Source organism: Nesterenkonia massiliensis (assembly GCF_000455245.1).
GTDB classification, from domain to species: domain Bacteria; phylum Actinomycetota; class Actinomycetes; order Actinomycetales; family Micrococcaceae; genus Nesterenkonia; species Nesterenkonia rhizosphaerae.
The window spans coordinates 123,061-139,001 of the sequence record NZ_HG005168.1 but is presented as its reverse complement, the minus strand read 5'-3'; the positions used below and the strand labels follow the sequence as shown (position 1 = coordinate 139,001).

Annotated in this window: 16 protein-coding genes and 1 pseudogene; 7 read left to right on the top strand and 10 right to left on the bottom strand. The window is 64.7% G+C overall.

Translation table 11 applies throughout. The features are described 5' to 3' along the window. The first annotated feature begins 193 nt into the window (after nucleotides 1–193). The 5 genes from TX78_RS07840 to TX78_RS07820 all read left to right on the top strand — a co-directional run bounded on the left by TX78_RS07840 (nucleotide 194) and on the right by TX78_RS07820 (nucleotide 5,321). Nucleotides 194–1,231 carry a nucleoside hydrolase gene (locus TX78_RS07840; protein ID WP_233722204.1) on the top strand — a complete coding sequence of 346 codons (1,038 nt, stop codon included), beginning with the start codon at nucleotides 194–196 and terminating at the stop codon, nucleotides 1,229–1,231. Continuing rightward, a complete protein-coding gene (locus tag TX78_RS07835) occupies nucleotides 1,228–2,025 on the top strand; it encodes a queuosine precursor transporter (protein ID WP_044495174.1) in 798 nt (265 codons plus the stop codon). Before TX78_RS07840 ends, TX78_RS07835 begins: the two co-directional genes overlap by 4 nt. A gap of 230 nt (nucleotides 2,026–2,255) precedes the next feature. Beyond that, nucleotides 2,256–3,149 (top strand): histidine kinase, encoded by an 894-nt coding sequence (locus TX78_RS07830; RefSeq protein WP_101750630.1) that lies wholly within the window; start codon nucleotides 2,256–2,258, stop codon nucleotides 3,147–3,149. Beyond that, entirely contained in the window at nucleotides 3,146–3,949 is an 804-nt protein-coding gene (locus TX78_RS07825) for an energy-coupling factor transporter transmembrane component T family protein (protein ID WP_044495173.1), read from the top strand. Before TX78_RS07830 ends, TX78_RS07825 begins: the two co-directional genes overlap by 4 nt. Further along, the gene (locus TX78_RS07820) at nucleotides 3,942–5,321 is read left to right on the top strand and encodes an ATP-binding cassette domain-containing protein (protein WP_044495172.1); all 1,380 of its coding nucleotides are present in this window, start codon (nucleotides 3,942–3,944) and stop codon (nucleotides 5,319–5,321) included. The genes TX78_RS07825 and TX78_RS07820 overlap by 8 nt, the downstream gene beginning before the upstream one ends. Here TX78_RS07820 and TX78_RS07815 read toward each other — a convergent pair. Genes TX78_RS07815 through TX78_RS07800 form a run of 4 tightly spaced genes read right to left on the bottom strand, consistent with a single transcriptional unit; the run spans nucleotide 5,287 to nucleotide 8,649 of the window. Then, nucleotides 5,287–5,892, bottom strand: coding sequence for a TetR/AcrR family transcriptional regulator (locus tag TX78_RS07815; RefSeq protein ID WP_044495170.1), 606 nt, complete (start codon nucleotides 5,890–5,892; stop codon nucleotides 5,287–5,289). The two genes, TX78_RS07820 and TX78_RS07815, sit on opposite strands and share 35 nt — an antisense overlap. Nucleotides 5,893–5,917: 25 nt before the next feature. Then, nucleotides 5,918–7,456 (bottom strand): MFS transporter, encoded by a 1,539-nt coding sequence (locus tag TX78_RS07810; RefSeq protein WP_233722203.1) that lies wholly within the window; start codon nucleotides 7,454–7,456, stop codon nucleotides 5,918–5,920. 46 nt (nucleotides 7,457–7,502) lie between these two features. Beyond that, the gene (locus TX78_RS07805) at nucleotides 7,503–8,459 is read right to left on the bottom strand and encodes a Sir2 family NAD-dependent protein deacetylase (protein ID WP_044495168.1); all 957 of its coding nucleotides are present in this window, start codon (nucleotides 8,457–8,459) and stop codon (nucleotides 7,503–7,505) included. Next, nucleotides 8,449–8,649 carry a DUF3073 domain-containing protein gene (locus tag TX78_RS07800; protein ID WP_044495166.1) on the bottom strand — a complete coding sequence of 67 codons (201 nt, stop codon included), beginning with the start codon at nucleotides 8,647–8,649 and terminating at the stop codon, nucleotides 8,449–8,451. Before TX78_RS07800 ends, TX78_RS07805 begins: the two co-directional genes overlap by 11 nt. Nucleotides 8,650–8,804: 155 nt before the next feature. Here TX78_RS07800 and TX78_RS07795 point away from each other — a divergent pair, with 155 nt between their 5' ends. Then, nucleotides 8,805–9,518 (top strand): hypothetical protein, encoded by a 714-nt coding sequence (locus tag TX78_RS07795; protein WP_044495165.1) that lies wholly within the window; start codon nucleotides 8,805–8,807, stop codon nucleotides 9,516–9,518. Here the strand turns inward: TX78_RS07795 and clpB are convergent. Both clpB and TX78_RS14340 read right to left on the bottom strand, forming a co-directional pair. After that, the gene (gene clpB / locus TX78_RS07790) at nucleotides 9,515–12,127 is read right to left on the bottom strand and encodes an ATP-dependent chaperone ClpB (RefSeq protein ID WP_044495163.1); all 2,613 of its coding nucleotides are present in this window, start codon (nucleotides 12,125–12,127) and stop codon (nucleotides 9,515–9,517) included. The two genes, TX78_RS07795 and clpB, sit on opposite strands and share 4 nt — an antisense overlap. A gap of 117 nt (nucleotides 12,128–12,244) precedes the next feature. Next, on the bottom strand, nucleotides 12,245–12,376 hold the full coding sequence (locus TX78_RS14340) for a hypothetical protein (RefSeq protein WP_233722216.1): 132 nt from the start codon (nucleotides 12,374–12,376) through the stop codon (nucleotides 12,245–12,247). A 606-nt stretch (nucleotides 12,377–12,982) separates the two neighbouring features. Between TX78_RS14340 and TX78_RS07780 the strand changes: the two are divergent. Further along, nucleotides 12,983–13,416, top strand: a pseudogene (locus TX78_RS07780) (DUF302 domain-containing protein). A gap of 69 nt (nucleotides 13,417–13,485) precedes the next feature. On the opposite strand, the gene TX78_RS07775 reads toward TX78_RS07780, so the two are convergent. The 4 genes from TX78_RS07775 to TX78_RS14335 all read right to left on the bottom strand — a co-directional run. Beyond that, entirely contained in the window at nucleotides 13,486–13,764 is a 279-nt protein-coding gene (locus TX78_RS07775) for a metal-sensitive transcriptional regulator (protein WP_044495162.1), read from the bottom strand. A gap of 46 nt (nucleotides 13,765–13,810) precedes the next feature. Next, entirely contained in the window at nucleotides 13,811–14,653 is an 843-nt protein-coding gene (locus TX78_RS07770) for a sulfite exporter TauE/SafE family protein (protein ID WP_044495161.1), read from the bottom strand. Further along, nucleotides 14,650–15,321, bottom strand: coding sequence for a rhodanese-like domain-containing protein (locus TX78_RS07765; RefSeq protein ID WP_233722202.1), 672 nt, complete (start codon nucleotides 15,319–15,321; stop codon nucleotides 14,650–14,652). The genes TX78_RS07770 and TX78_RS07765 overlap by 4 nt, the downstream gene beginning before the upstream one ends. Nucleotides 15,322–15,361: 40 nt before the next feature. After that, on the bottom strand, nucleotides 15,362–15,941 hold a 580-nt coding region (locus TX78_RS14335), incomplete at its 5' end, for a rhodanese-like domain-containing protein (RefSeq protein WP_044495159.1).

The following is a 15,941-nucleotide window of genomic DNA, read 5'->3' as shown; positions in this document are numbered from 1 at the left end:
ACCCTCGCCAGCTACCCAGCGCCACCTACCCCTCGCCACCCACCCCGCGCCAGCTGCCCAGCGCCACAACGGATGGGAACCAGCAGCAGTTCCGCGCGAATCTCCCACCCGTTGTTGCGGTTTTGACCGGAAATCCGGCCCGCGGCGCCACAACGGATGGGACGCGGTGGCCTTCCCCGGCAGAATAGGCCTTGTGATTCGGCTTTTTATTGACTGCGACCCGGGTATCGACGACGCCATCGCCCTGGGTTATGCCCTCTGCCAGTCGGACGTGGAGATCACCGGCATCGCGGCCAGCGCCGGTAACGTCCCGGTGGATGCGGTCACCCGCAATGCGCTGGCCTGGCTGGAACTCACCGGCCGCACCGACATTCCCGTGCACCGCGGGGCCGAGAACCCAGTAGCGCACCGCGCGGGCGACCCGGCTCCGATCTTCGCCGACGACACCCACGGTCTGCTGGGTGCAGGTCACGCAGTGCTGGATGAACCGACGACGACGGCGCATCAACTCTCCGCCGCCGAAGCCTGGGTGCAGACCGCCCGTGCACATCCGGGCGAAGTGGTCGGCGTCGTTCTGGGTCCGCACACCAATCTGGCACTGGCGCTACGCCTGGAACCGGAACTCCCCACCCTGCTGAAGCGGCTGTTCATCATGGGCGGGGCTTTCAACTACCGCGGCAACACCCATCCGACCACCGAGTGGAACATCACCTGGGATCCGGAGGCTGCCGCTGAGGTGTTCGCGGCCTTCGGAGCTCCGGGGACCCCGCTGCCGGTCATCGGCCCCATCGAGGCCACCGAGGCAGTGGTGATGACTCCGCAGCTGATGGAGAAGATCACCTCCTCATCCTCAGCAGCATCCGGTTGGCAGCAATATGTGGGGCAGCTGGCCGAGGCACTGCGCTTCTACTTCGAGTTCCATGAATGGGACGGCCACGGCTACTTGGCCCAGATCCATGACCCCTATGTGACCGCCGCGGCCATCGGCTGGGCACGAGCACAGGCGGCAGATTCGCTCCCGGGCGCTGAACAGGAGATAATCCCGTGGGCGCATACCGCAGATGCCGCCGTCGATGTTGAACTGACCGGCACCCTGACCCGCGGTGAAACGGTGGCCGATTGGCTCGGCCGCTGGAACCGGCAGCCCAATGCCACCCTGATTCGCAGCCTGGATGCCTCGCAATTCTTGACGCACCTGGCCGAGACCCTGATGAGAGGACCTGACCAATGAGTACCGACCCGACCTCTGGGCAGGGGTCCGCTGCAGCCGCGGCGGATCCCGGAGAAACCCAAAACAGCACCCCCGCCCACCACACGTCCGGCGCTTCTGCCCGCGCCGCGAAGGCTCCCGCAGCCTTCGCTCAGACCGGCAGCCAGTTCTACGCAGTGCTGGTCTCACTGCTCGCCGCGTTCTACCTGATCTCCAATATCGCCGCCACCAAACAGATGGACTTCGGCGGCTGGGTGGTCGACGGCGGCGTCTTCCTCTTCCCGCTGACCTATCTTCTCGGCGGCGTCATCTCCGAGGTCTACGGATTCAAAGCCGCCTTCCGCGCCATCCTGGTGGGCTTTTCCGTGATGCTCATCGGTGCCGTGGTCTTCGGTCTGGTAACCATCTCCCCGGCCGTCAGCGATGCCTATAACCAGGAGGCCTTCGAGGTCCTCTTCGGCTGGGACGGCATGTACGTGCGCATCCTGATCGCCTCACTGCTGGCCTACCTGGCCGGGCAGCTGATGAACTCCTTCGTCATCGTCTGGGTCAAAGGACGATTCGGTGAGTCCAATCTGTGGGCCCGTATCGCCAGCTCCACCATTTTCGGCCAAATCCTGGATACCGCACTCTTCGGGCTGATCGCCTTCACCGCGCTCTTCGGCCTAGACCCGCTGATGAGCTGGGGACAGTTCGCCAGCTACTTCATCTTCGGTGTGCTCTATAAATGCGCGGTGGAGTTTGTGCTGATGCCGGTCACCTACACCGTGGTCGCTCAGCTCAAGCGCCGCGAGCCCAGCTACGGCGCTCACTGAGCACACCCCTCACCGACGTCGGGCCCTGGTGTCGGGCCTGAATCTACCAGCCCGGATCTGCCGGACCGGATACCCGACGCCGCGCCTTAGGCACTGCTGCTGCGCCCTGCATCTGTGAACTGCACCTGCGCACTGCACCTGCGGCCTGCTCCGCTCATACCTCACCACCACCCGTACCTCACCACCGGCAACAACCCTGCTGCCGGTCCCTAGGAAAGGAACACCTGATCATGTCCGCTGAACCAACATCTGGGCAGGGATCCGCCGCCACCGCCGCGGGTCCCGGAGAACTCTCATCCTCGCGTCTGCCAGCACCGGCCTGGACTCTGGCTGCCATTGCCGCCGGCTCCCTGGTCATCCTCGGCACCTATCTGTGGGTGCTGACCAGCCAGCCAGCCACCCTCGGCCAGGACCTCGGCCACACCACACTCGGGGTCATGCTGGGCTACCTGGTCGGCGCGGTGCTGATCGCCGCTGGCACCCTGCCCCGGATCCCGCGCGGCATCTTCGCGCTGATGCCGGTGGCCATTGCGTTGAATATCGTCACCGGACAGGTGGTGGGCACGATGACCCCCATCCCGCTGTACCTGGACTCTTTGGGTACCGTGCTGATCGGCGTGTTGGCCGGACCTGCCGCCGGTGCACTGACCGGGATTCTCGGCAACGTCATCTGGGGTGTGACCATCAACCCCACAGTCATCGCTTTCACCGCCGGTGCCGCCTTCATCGGTGCTGCAGCAGGCTGGGCCGCCCGCTTAGGAGCCTTCCGCGCACTGTGGTGGGCAGTACTGGCAGGTGCCATCGCCGGTATCCCCAGTGGTGCACTGGGCGCCCCAGTTGCGGCCTTCCTCTTCGGCGGTGGCCTCGGTGTAGGCACCGGAGGCGTCGTCGCGACCTTGCAAGCAGCCGGGCTGGAGATGCTGCACGCCACCTTCGCTCAGAGTGTGGTCAGCGATATTGCGGACAAAGCCCTCATCTTCGCGCTGGCCTTTGTGGTGATCTGGGCACTGCCACGCCGCCTGCGCTCGCGCTACCCCTTCACCGGACATTCCTTCACCGCCCGCGCCGCCCGTCCGGCGGCGCAGCAGACTGCCCCACGCAGCCAGGCCGAAACAGCTCAGTGACCTCTTCAGCAACTGCCCGCCGTCTGCACCCCTCCACGGAGTTGGTGCTCCTGCTGTGCGGGCTGCTGCTGGTCTACGGGGTCCCTTCGCCGCTGGTGCCGGCAGTCGTGCTGCTCAGCGCGGCAGTCGGCGCTGCGGTGACGCGGCATCTGCGGCTGAAATCCTGGGCGCTGACACTGCTGGTGCTGGCGGGGCCCATGCTGGTGATGGTCACCATCATCCAGGGCTTGTTCTACCCCGGCGAGGCTGTACATATCCTCTGGTCGGCCGGCCCGGCGGCGATCACTGCGGAGGGTCTGGCTGTTGCCCTGCAGCTGTGGCTGCGGGTGGCGGCCATGATCGGTCTCTGTGCCTTATTCGCCTTCGGCGCGGATGCCGCTCGGGTCTTTGACGCGATGATTGGACTGCGGTTGCCGCTTAATGTGGCCTATGTCTGTGCTGCGGCCATGAATCTGCTGCCGCTGCTACGCGAACGCACCGCGCGGACTATGGCGGCCCGTGCCGCTCGAGGTTGGGACACCACTTCCTTGCGGGTCCGGCTGCGCTTGCTGCCCGGTATCCTCTCGGGCCTGCTGACAGCGCTGCTGGTGCAGTTGGATCAGCGTCATGATGCACTGAATCAGCGCGGTTTCGGCGCGGTCCCACGGCCAGCACCGGCTCGGTTCTACGCGTCAGGCACCGGCCAGCAGGTGCTGCGCTGGTCGGCGGCCCTTGGCAGCAGCGCTCTGGTGGTCCTGGCGCTGCTTGATCTGTTGCCGCTTCCCACCGCCAGTGATGTTCTGGAGGTCCTCTATGGCTGATCCGCTGCTGGACGCTGCGGGGCTGACTTTCCGCTATTCGGCCAGCTCTGCCGCCGCACTTGATGGCATCACCCTCCGGCTCGCCCCTGGGGAGTCCATGGCGGTGCTGGGCCCGCTTGGCTCCGGGACTTCTACGCTGTGTCGGGCGGCAGCGGGGATGCTGGTTGATCACGGCCAGTTCAGCGGCGAGCTTCGGGCATCCCCCGCCGGGCTGCTCGGCGATGATCCAGAGGCTCAGCTGACCGGCATGGGTTCTACTGTCTGGGACGAGGTGCTGCTTCCGGCCCGGCTGACCGGACTCAGCCTTGAAGCGGCAGCGCATCAGGCGCTAGCACTTCTGGACCAGCTGGGCCTGACCGAACTCACCCACCGGCCGGTATTCGAACTATCCGGAGGACAGCGCCAGCTCACCGCCTTAGCCTCGCTGCTGGTCATGGGTCGGAAGCTGCTGATCCTTGACCAGCCCGGCCTTTCCCTGGATGCGACTGCGCGATCCACACTGCGCCGGGTGCTCGCCCAGCACTGTGCCGAAGGTGGTGCGGTGCTGGTGGCAGGGCATCAGCATGATGAGCTCTCCAGGTTCTGCCAGCGCACCGTCTTTCTGAATCAGGGCCGCCTCAGCGGCGTCCAGGATGAACAGCCCTCCCGGGAACAGCTGAGTCTGCATGGAGTCTGGGATACCGCCGACGACGCCCCCGGGTCTGAACGCGCAAACTCAGAGACCTCCTCGCCTCACCCGGGAAACACATTGCTTCAGGTTCAGGGCCTGTCTCTGCGCCGTGGCGGAAAGACAGTGCTCGACGGCGTCGGGCTGGATCTGCGCGCAGGCGAAATCACCGCAGTGCTTGGACCCAATGGGGCTGGCAAGTCCAGTCTGCTGCTGGGCCTGGCCGGGCTGCTGCCTAAGGAATCCTCTGGCCGGATCATCGGTCCCGCCGGGGTGGAACTCAGTACAGCTGGCGCGCATCGCCGGGCTGGCTACCTGGCCTGGGTGGGACAGGACCCCGGGGATCAGCTTTCGGCGTCCACTGTTGAGGCCGAACTGCGCTACGCCACCCCGAAGAGGGCCTCCGGGCAGGACATTGCGGACCTTCTAGACCGGGTAGGGCTGGCGGATCACGCCGAAACCCACCCTTATGATCTCAGCGCGGCACAGCGTAAGGATCTGGTGCTTGCCACGGCCCTGTTGCTGCGCCCTCGGGTGCTGTTATTGGATGAGCCGACTCTGGGGCGGGATAAACCGGCCATGGATCGGATATCAGCGGTGCTGAGGGGCTTTGCCGACGACGGCGGGGCAGTGCTGGTGACCACCCATGATCATCGCTGGGCAGCGCAGATCAGTCAGCAGATCCTGCGCGTCCCAGCTCAATGATCCGCTCGACAAGGCGCTGCCGGGCCACCGGGTCCAGGGTGCGCGGGCTGTTGGCCTCCCAGAACCAGAGCCCGTCAGCTGCCAGTTGTGCGATAAATGCCCTGAGCTGGTCTTCGGAGGCATCGGCACCAGGCTGGGGCACGCCCCAGCGTGACTCCACGCTGTCCCAGGCGGCCTGGGCCTGCGGGTCCTCGGCGGCCTCGAGCATTAGCAACAGCTCGGCCCGGTCGGGGTTCTGCGAGGCCCTGACGTAGGCGGCCAGTCGCTCCTCGGCGCTGAGATCCTCTAGCCGACGATCCTCGAGTCCGCGCGCCCCAGCCGCCTCGCCGTCGTCGTGGTTCTTGGTGGCGCTGGTGCCGGCTTCCTGATGCAGGTGTTCTTCCCACTGCCCGGCCACATGTTCATGCAGTCCGCGCAGCAGGTCCTCACGGGAGGGGAAGTGGTAGATCAGCCCGCCCTTGGTCAGCCCGGCTTCCACCGCCACGGACTCGTAGGTCAAGGCGGTGACGCCTTCGCGCTGGACGATGCGCTTGGCGGCTTCGAGGATGTGATCACGTTTGGACTGTCTCATCAGGAGTCAACCTTAGGCATCGGAGTCAGTGGTTGTTCGGGTATGCCTGGGATTCGGTGCCCGGGGTGTAACGGCGCAGCAGCAGGGCTGCAGCGACGGCACCCAGGACCATGACGGCGGCGACGGCGGCCAGCACGGATAGGAAAGCGGTATCGAAGGACTCTGCGGCCGCGGCAACCACTGCGGCATCTGGGGCGTCCAGAGCTACTGCCGGTGGCTGAGCTGCCCAATCGCTGAATTCGGCAGGCAGCGTGAGCGTACGCGTGTACACAAGGGTCAGCAGCGACCCCATAGTGGCCACACCGACCAGTCCGCCGAACTCGTAGGAGACCTCCTCCAGGGAGGCGGCCATACCGGCCCGCCGCGGCGGAACGTTGCCGATGATCGCGGTGGAGGCCACAGACATCGAGGCACCAAGACCCGCACCGACCACCAGGATCCCGGCCACCAGCAGCGCCAACGAATCCTGCCAGGCCGCAACGACAGTGATGAGGCTGCCCACGGCGGCGGCGCTGATGCCACCGCCGATGAGCACCAGCAGACCCACCCGGTGCAGCACCGCGCCACCGAAGAGCGCAAAGGGCAGTGAGGCTGCCGCCAACGCGCTGACCACCAGCCCTGCTTCCAGCGGGGTGAAGCCTTCTACCAGCTGATACCGCTGGGTGACCACCAGCTGGATGCCCACAATGCCGAAGATGCTGGCTCCGGCGGCCACCACCCCGCCGCTGAAACCACGGTTCTTGAAAATCGCGAAGTCCACGAGCGGCTCGGTGTATCGGGCAAGACGCAGCTGGCGGCGGGTGAAGATGGTGAGCACGACGACGGCCACCACGGTCGCGCTGATCGCCACGGTGTAGTGGATAGGCGCTTCGGCCCAGGTTTTAATCGCCAGCACCGCCGCAGCCATGCCCACCAGAGCCTGACCTGAGGAGAGGGCATCCCAGCGGCGAGCGGGGTTGGTGAGGTTGCGCGGGCCGACCAGGATCATCAGGATGCTGGCGGCGATGACGAGCGGGACGTTGATGAGGAAGACCGAACCCCACCAGAACTTCTCCAACAGCAGCCCGGAGACGATGGGCCCCAGAGCCATGCCCACTGTGGCGGTGGCTGCCCAGACGCCGATGGCGATATTGCGTTCACGCTCGAGGGCGAAGCTGATGCGGATCAGCGCCAGGGTTGCTGGCATCATGGCGGCGGCGCCGACTCCCAGAAACGCCCGGGCGATGATGAGCTGTTCGGCCACCGGGGCGAAGGCCGCCGTCAGGGAGGCCAGCCCGAAGATCACCAGGCCGATCTGGAAGATCCGCTTATGTCCGAAGCGGTCACCGAGGGAACCTGAGCCTAGGAGCAGACCTGCCATCATCAGCGGGTAGGCGTTGATGATCCAGAGCTGCTGGGATGAGCTCGCCTCCAGTTCACTGCTGAGGGTGGGCAGTGCGGTGTAGAGGATCGTATTGTCCAGGGCGATCAGCAGCAGCGCCGTGGAGACGATGCCGAGCACTGTCCAGCGCTGCCATCGAGACAGTGAGGTGTCCGGGGCGGTGGTTTTGAGGGAGGCGGTCACCTAAAAACTGTACCGTACGTACGGTAAAGTTTGACTGTTGTGTTGATCACCCGAGATCCTCATCCAGCTGCTTCAGTGCGGGTGCAATCCGGGTGCGCCAGCGCCAGTCAGCCTTGGCATCGGCCCGTGAGGGCCCGCCATTGAGCACTGCCACCGGTTTGCCTGCCCGGTGCATGCGCAACGCGATGGAGAACCCGCTCATCACCGCCATTGAACTGCCCACCACCAATAAGGACGCGCTGTGCTGGATGAGTTCATCAACGGCCGCTTTGCGCTCCGGTGGAACAGTCTCACCGAAGTAGACGACGTCGGGCTTGAGGGTATCGGCCCCACAGACCAGGCAGAGCACCATGTGGAAGCGGTGCACCCATGAGGGGTCCAGGCTGACATCACCGTCGGGGTTGACGTTCTCAGCAGCCACCATGGCCGCTTCGGCATAGCCGGGGTTCGCATCTTCAAAGCGCTGATCCAGATGCCTGCGGTCTTCACGGCTGCCGCAGGTCAGGCAGTGCACGGTGGCCAGGTCGCCGTGGAGTGCAACCACCGGGTCGCTTCCGGCGGCTGCGTGCAGACCGTCCACATTCTGGGTGATGAGTCCGCTGAGGATTCCGCGCTGCTGCCAGCTGGCCAGCAGATGGTGAGAGGCATTGGGGACGGCAGCCCCCATATGCCGCCAGCCCACAAAGCTGCGCGCCCAGTAGCGGTGCCGGGCTGCGGCGTCGTACTTGAACTCCTGGTAGGTCATCGGCCGGTGCCGGTACAGGGAGCCTTCGGGGCCGCGGTAATCGGGGATGCCGGAGTCGGTGGAGACACCGGCGCCGGTCACGCAGAGCACGTCCCCGGTTTTGAGCATGGCAAGGATGCCCGCGTGCGCAGCCTGCTCGGGCTGCGGGGGCACGGAGTCTTCGACGATTCTGGCGATTGAGCGCAATGCTGCGCGGTGGGCTTTCTCAGCCTGCGCCGTGAAGACCGCTTCTTCGGCCACGTGGGGCCTAACGATCATCCTCGTCGTACTCGTAATAGATGTCCGACTTCTCATCGGACTCGAAGCTGCTGCTTTCAACGCGATCCGAACGGTCTCCCCGAGCCTGGGCGAGTTCCCTCTCCAGTGCAGTCAGGTCGGTGTTCGGGGTGAAGTACTTGATCTCCCGCGCCTGCTTAGTCGCTTTCGCCTTCTGACGGCCACGCCCCATGAGCGGGACCCCCTTAACGTCGTCTCTGTGCAGCTCTCGCGATGGCTGGCGGGCTCATCGCGGGCATGACTATGTGGATGAAGTAGTTCGTGCCTTCTAGGTTAACATGAGAGCCACTGTTGCGTCGCACTGAGTGGGAGGGGCAGAGGCGGTCAATGAGCGAATCTGAACTGAAAGATTCTTCTGAAAAACCCTTGTCCCGCCGGGCAAGGCGGGCTGCACGCGGGGATACCGGCAAGCGGTTGAACGCGATTCCGTTCCTGATTGCCGCTGTAGTTGTGGTGGTTCTCACGATTGTGCTGCTGTGGTGGTTCCTGATGAGAGAGCCCGCCGCGGAGGAAGAGCCCTGGGTCTGGAACGATGAACCAGGGCTTGACGGTCTGCACGCCCACCAGGTCCCTTCCGAGGACTGGGAGACCGGCTGGTGCCTGCGCGATTACGAGGATGAGACCACTCCGGCCGATGTTGCCGACTGCGACCGCGGCTATGACGCACAGGTGCTGTTGCGGCGCAATATCAGTGACGGCCCCTATCCCGGCGATGAGACGGTCATCGATACCGCCCATCAGTGGTGTCATGACGAGCTGGAGCTGGACTCTGCTGCGGTGGACAGTGCCGACTACGAGCTGCAGATTCAGTTGTGGCATCCCACCGAGTCCACCTGGCGCCGCGATTATGACCGCATGGTCTCCTGCTTCTTGACCCGTGCCGACGGCGGGCAGCTCACCGGCAGCTTCCTGCCCGACTCCGAGGACGACGAGACCCCCTCACCTGATGATGAGGGGGCCGGCGTCGAGGTGGTGGAGGAGCCTCGCGATACTGAGGACTCCGATGAGGGTGAGGACGAACCTGCGGAGGAGTCGGACTAAACCTGCTTCTTCCGCACGGTGAGCCCGTGGCCCTCGGCACCCTCCAGGGAGAGATCCTCGCGGTCCACCTCTACGGTGTCGCCGTCCTCGATCTCCCCTGCGAGCAGGGCGCGGGCCAGCTGATCACCGATCTCCCGCTGCACCAGACGGCGCAGTGGCCGGGCGCCGTAGGCCGGGTCGTAGCCGGTGAAGCCCAACCATTCCTTGGCAGCTTCGGTGACCTCCAGGGTGAGCCTGCGGGAGTTCATGCGCTCCTGCAAGGAGGCGATCTGCAGATCCACAATCGAGGTCAGCTGCTCCATGGAGAGCGGATCGAACATCACGATGTCGTCCAGGCGGTTGAGGAACTCGGGCTTGAAGCTGGCGTTGACAACGCTCATCACCCGCTCCTTCTTCGTCTCCTGATCCAGGGATTGGTCCACCAGGAACTGGGAGCCGAGGTTGGAGGTCAGGATCAGCACCACGTTGCGGAAGTCCACGGTGCGGCCCTGCCCGTCGGTGAGGCGCCCGTCGTCGAGGACCTGCAGAAGGATGTCGAAGACCTCGGGGTGGGCCTTCTCCACCTCGTCCAGCAGGATCACCGAGTAGGGGCGACGGCGCACAGCTTCAGTCAGCTGGCCACCCTCGTCGAAGCCCACGTACCCCGGAGGGGCGCCCACCAGCCGGGCCACCGAGTGCTTCTCGGAGTATTCGGACATATCGAGGCGGACCATGGAGCGCTCGTCGTCGAAGAGGAACTCCGCCAGCGCCTTGGCCAGCTCGGTCTTGCCCACACCGGTGGGACCGAGGAAGAGGAAGCTGCCGGTGGGCCGGTTGGGATCAGCCACACCGGTGCGCGCCCGGCGCACGGCGTCGGATACGGCGGATACGGCCTTCTCCTGGCCGATGAGCCGGGCTCCGATGAGCTCCTCCATCTGCAGCAGCTTGGCGGTTTCGCCCTGCAGCAGTCGGCCGGCGGGAATCCCGGTCCAGGCGGAGATGACTTCGGCAATGGCGTCGGCGTCGACCTTCTCCGGGACCATGCGGTCCCCGGTTTCCATGTTGGCCTCGGCTTCTTCGGCGGCGATCAGCTCCTTCTCCAGGGCTGGCAGTTCCCCGTAGAGCAGGCGTGAGGCCTCACCCAGATCACCTTCGCGCTGGGCGCGTTCGGCGGCGGATTTAAGCTCATCCCTGCGGGCACGAAGCTCACCGGATTTAACGTGGGCGGAGCGCTCCTGCTGCCAGCGGGCCTGAAGCTCACGCAGCTGCTCCTCCTTATTGGCCAGCTCTTCCTGCAGGGCGGCCAGGCGTTCCTGGGAGGCGGGGTCCTTTTCAGCGGTGAGCCACTGCTCCTCGACCTTGAGGCGGTCCACTTCACGGCGCAGTGCGTCGATCTCCACCGGATCGGAGTCGATCTCCATCTTCAGCCGGGAGGCAGCCTCGTCCACCAGGTCGATGGCCTTATCCGGCAGCTGGCGACCGCTGATGTAGCGATCGGAGAGCGTGGCTGCCGAGACCAGTGCGGCGTCGGAGATCTCCACACCGTGGTGGGCCTCATACTTCTCCTTGATCCCACGCAGGATCGCCACCGTGTCCTCCACTGATGGCTCTCCCACGTAGACCTGCTGGAAGCGGCGCTCCAGGGCGGCGTCGGCCTCGATGTTCTCGCGGTACTCATCAAGGGTGGTGGCACCGATCAGGCGCAGCTCACCGCGGGCAAGCATGGGCTTGAGCATATTGCCGGCGTCCATGGAGCCGTCAGAGGAGCCACCGGCGCCGACTACGGTATGGATCTCATCGATGAAACTGATGATCTGACCTTCGGCGGCCTTGATCTCGTCCAGAACGGCCTTCAGTCGCTCTTCGAATTCGCCGCGATATTTGGATCCGGCCACCATGGCGCCCAGATCCAGGGAGATCAGGGTCTTCCCGCGCAGTGCGTCCGGAACGTCACCGGCCTCAATACGCTGGGCCAGACCTTCGACGACGGCGGTTTTGCCGACGCCGGGCTCGCCGATCAGGACGGGGTTGTTCTTGGTGCGCCGCGAGAGGACCTGGATGACGCGGCGGATTTCGGAGTCACGGCCGATCACCGGATCCAGCTTGCCGTCGCGGGCCAGAGCAGTGAGGTCAGTGCCATATTTCTGCAGCGCCTCGGAGGTGGTCTCCGGGTCCGGGGTGTCCACGGTGCGGCCTTTGCGGATTTCCGGCAGGGCCTTGCGCAGCGCTTTGGCCTCGGCGCCGGATTCTTGGAGCGCTTTGCCGGCGGGACCATTCTCCTCGGCGACGGCGATCAGCAGGGTGTCGGTGTTGATGAAGGTGTCCCCGAGCTTGGTTGCCTCGGCTTGAGCGGCACGGACAATGTTCAGACCTGCCGGGGAGAACTGCGGCTGCGCTACGGAGGAGCCGGAAGTGGAGGGCAGCTGCTGGATAGCCGCGGAGGCGCGCTCGGAGACCAGATCCGGATCAGCGCCAACCTGTTTGAGCAGGCGGACGCCGTCTGACCCGCGCTGGTCCATCAGCGCTTTGAGAATATGGGCCGGTTCGATCTGCGGGTTACCGGCGATGCTGGCGTTGTTTGAGGCAGCTGAGATGGCTTCTTGGGACTTGGTGGTCAACTTCACATCCATGGGCTTAGCACGCCCCCTTTCTGGTTCACACAGTAATCAGTGACGCCCATTCAGCGATAGGGTTGCCGGACGCCAACAAACTTGAGTCAACCATACTCAACTTATTTCGGCTCAGCTCTATTCCCGACATTGAATGGTCTCGTCAGTCATAGCTAGCAGGGTCGCGACGTGACCGACATACGCTTTGTAACCGCTGTTGGTCAGGCCAACCCGAACATGGCTGCGCCCACCTTTGGAGAACCTCTCCACCTCCACGTAGCCCGCTTCGGAGAGTTGCTTGAGGTGTTTGCTCAGTACCGATCAGCAACCTCGAGTGCATGCCGCAACTGACCAAACTCAGCCCCGCAGACTTTTTACTACGCTCAACCGTGACACCCCTCAACGCCTGAGCGCTACACCGCCGGAGGTAACCAAACCGTAGGGCAGGTCAACCTGTCACCCGTTCTTGCATCAGCCCCTCGAGGGCGCGACCCCCGGTCGCAGCGGCAATCTGGACCTGCCCGAGGCGTTTACGAAGCCGCAGGGACACGATCCGCGTCGTCAACGGTGCTCGGGGTAACCGTCAACAGAAAATGGCTGCTGCTGCCAGGCACCGTTCTGCCGTTTCTCTTTCAGCACGCCGTGCGAAGGGGGTGCCCGCCTGTGGTTCTCTTCCGGTGCCTGGGCGTGCGCACCCACAAAGAGATTCAGCTAGAGAAGTCCGCCCTCAAGATTTTCCGTGGTGATTTCGACTCCCCCACAGACACCCCCGACGCCGAAGGTGCGTTTCGCAGAGCCACCCGCTAGACAACCCAACACCGGAGTAGCTCTGCACGTACCCGGATCCTGGAAAAGCGCCCCGAGGAGGAGACGATCATGTCTTATACCCGCACCCTCACTATCCGGTTGCCCTACGCCGAAGCCGTAGAACGTACCCGCGAGGCCTTGGCAGAACAGAGCTTCGGCATCCTCAGCGAGATTGATGTCAAGGCCACCTTTGAGAAGAAGTTAGGCGCGGAATCCGCCGAGGCCCTCGGTGACTCGTTATCTTGGGGGCCTGTAACCCAGGACTAGCCAGTAAGGCCCTCGCCGCCGAGCCTCAACTCGGCGCATTGTTGCCGTGCAATGTAGTGGTCCGTCGCGGTATCGAAGGCGACCAGAGCATCATCTACGCGGTCGATCCTCAGACCCTGGTACAGCTCAGCGACGCTCCCCGGGTGCGCGAAGTCAGCGAAGTCGCCGACGCTCGATTGCGTGCAGCCTTAACCTCACTGGCCAACGCCGACCCCATCACGCCTGAATCTCCATGACGGACTAGGGCTGGTCGGCCTCTCCACCTCAGAGATCAACCCGGACCCATCTGGCGGCCTGTTCCCTGTTCAGGCCAAGGAGAGGAACAGCTTCTCCAGCTCTTCCACCGTGAGTCCATCCTCGGTGTCCGCGGCCCGTTCTGGTTCAGTGACGCAGAACTGCATCGCTGAGGACACCACGGCGAACCCGGCCCGGTCCAATGCCGTGGACACGGCCGAAAGCTGGGTAACCACGTCGCGGCAGCTTCCGCCGTTCTCCACCGCGTTGATCACCGAGTCCAGTTGGCCGCGAGCTCGCTTCAGACGGTTCACGATCTTGCGCTGGGTCTCTGGATCCGCTTCTCTCATGATTCTCTCCTGTTTCTCGCGCTGCCTGGTGTCTCGCCGGTTGTCTCTATGATGTCAACAATTGTCCGCGTCGGCGGTACAACAGAGTCCCCAGCAGCCCGGCAATCACCACGGCCGCTGTGAGCCCATATGCCAGCGGCAGCTCCTGGAGGAACACCACCACACCCATGGCCAGCACCAGGTACCCGAAGGCCTTCTTCAGCGCCTTCTCCGGGACGTGCTTGCCCAGCGCAGTCCCGATCAGGGCACCAATCACGGTGATCACAGTCATGATCAGCACGGGACCCCAGTCAATGCTCACCGAAGTCAGGTATCCAGCCAGCCCGGTGAAGGACTTCATCGAGATGATCAGCAGCGAGGTGCCCACTGCAGCGGGCATAGACAGCCCACCCAGCAGCACCAGCGCCGGGACCACCAAGAACCCGCCACCAGCTCCGACCATGCCGGTCACCAGCCCCACCACAAGCCCCTCAAGGAGAATCTTGACCAGCGGCAGCTTCTCCCGTGGTCTATCAGCAGCTTTGGGCCGTCGGTCCAGGATCATCGCCGACGCGGTGGCGACCATCATGGCGCCGAATGCCACCATCAGCACCACACTGGGCAGCCGGCTGCCGAGCAGGCCACCGCCGAAGGCCCCGACCATCGCCGCCGCCCCGAAGATGAATCCGGTCCGCCATTGCACGTTGCCACGCCTGGCGTGAGCCAGGACACTGACTGCGGAGGTCACCCCGATGATGAACATGGACGCAGCAATGGCCTCATGCGCAGGGAAGCCTGCCACGTAGGTCAGCAGCGGAACGGCGAGGATGGTGCCCCCGCCGCCGAGCAGGCCCAGGGAGAGCCCGATCCCGACGGCGAGGACCATCGCCAGAATCAGACCCCCGTTCATCCTCGCAACGCCTGGGTTTGGCCTGCCTGGATCGCGGTGGAGCGTGGGATCTCGGCCAGCAGCTTCTCCACCGTGGGATCAGCCTCGACCTTGTTCCACGGCATCTTGTTTAACGCCGCAGCCATCGCGCAGGAATCAGTGAGCGCGGAGAAGGTCAGCCCGGCACCGATCGCGCCGGCCAGGTAGCCGACCTTCGGTGAGATCAGCTTGCTGCCCAAGAACCCGGTGAGCACCAGGGAACCGGCGACCATCCGGACCTGGCGGTCCATGGCCCAACGCTGCTGACCCCGGCGGGTGTGCTGGCTGTGCTGTGCCTCCATCGCGACGACGCCGCCCTCGAGCACCCGAGCGGTGTCCACACCTGCAGCACGCAGCAGCTGCAGGGCCTGGTTGGCGCGGTTGCCGGTCTGGCAGATCAGCACGATCTCACCGCTGAACTGCTCGGCCAGGGCCTCTTTGTTCTTCTGCAATAGGTCCAACGGGACGTTGTGTGATCCGGGGACCCGCAGCGACTCATACTCTACAGGCGTGCGCACGTCCACCAACAGCGGAGCCTGCTCGGACTGGAGCTTCTCGGCGAGCTCGCTCGGGCTCATGGGTGCGGTGGCCGCGGAGGCCGGCGTCGACGTGGTGGTGCCGGTGCTTACAGGGTTCGTGGTGGTAGCCATAGAGCGGGAGGTTCCTCTCGAAAACGAATGGGGTTGTGTCTCAGTTGGAGTGCTTGTATTCCGACCAGCCGGCGTAGCTGCCGACCAGTTCCCGGACGTCGTGGCCCTGCCGGCGCAGCGCGCTGGCCGCCACCGAGTTCCGAGTCCCGGACTGGCAGTAGGTCACGATCGGACCGCTCTTAGGCAGCTGGTCCTGATGCCAGAGCACCCGTCCGGCGCTGAGCTGCTTGGAGCCAGGGATGTGACCGTCTGAGTGCTCGGACTTGTTGCGCACATCCAACAGAAGCGCCGGCTCGAAGTCCTCGAGCTCCTCCGGGGTGATGGTCGCCGGCTGAATCTTGGGCAGATCGGCGAGGCTGATCGTATAACCCTTCACCCGGTCGATGCCCACCCGCATCAGGTGGTTGCGCATGTCCTCGGCCTGGTCCTGATCCTCAGCCAGCAAGATCAGCGGCCGGGTCTCGGCCTGCGGGTCATAGGCCCAGGCGCCGAAGCTGGCGAACTTGCCGCCGGCCGGGATATTCAGTGCCCCGAGGACGGTGCCCTTCTTGACCTCGTCGTTGGTGCGGGTGTCCACGAAGATCGCCCGGTCCTCCTCCAGGGCGTTGCGGACCTGGTCT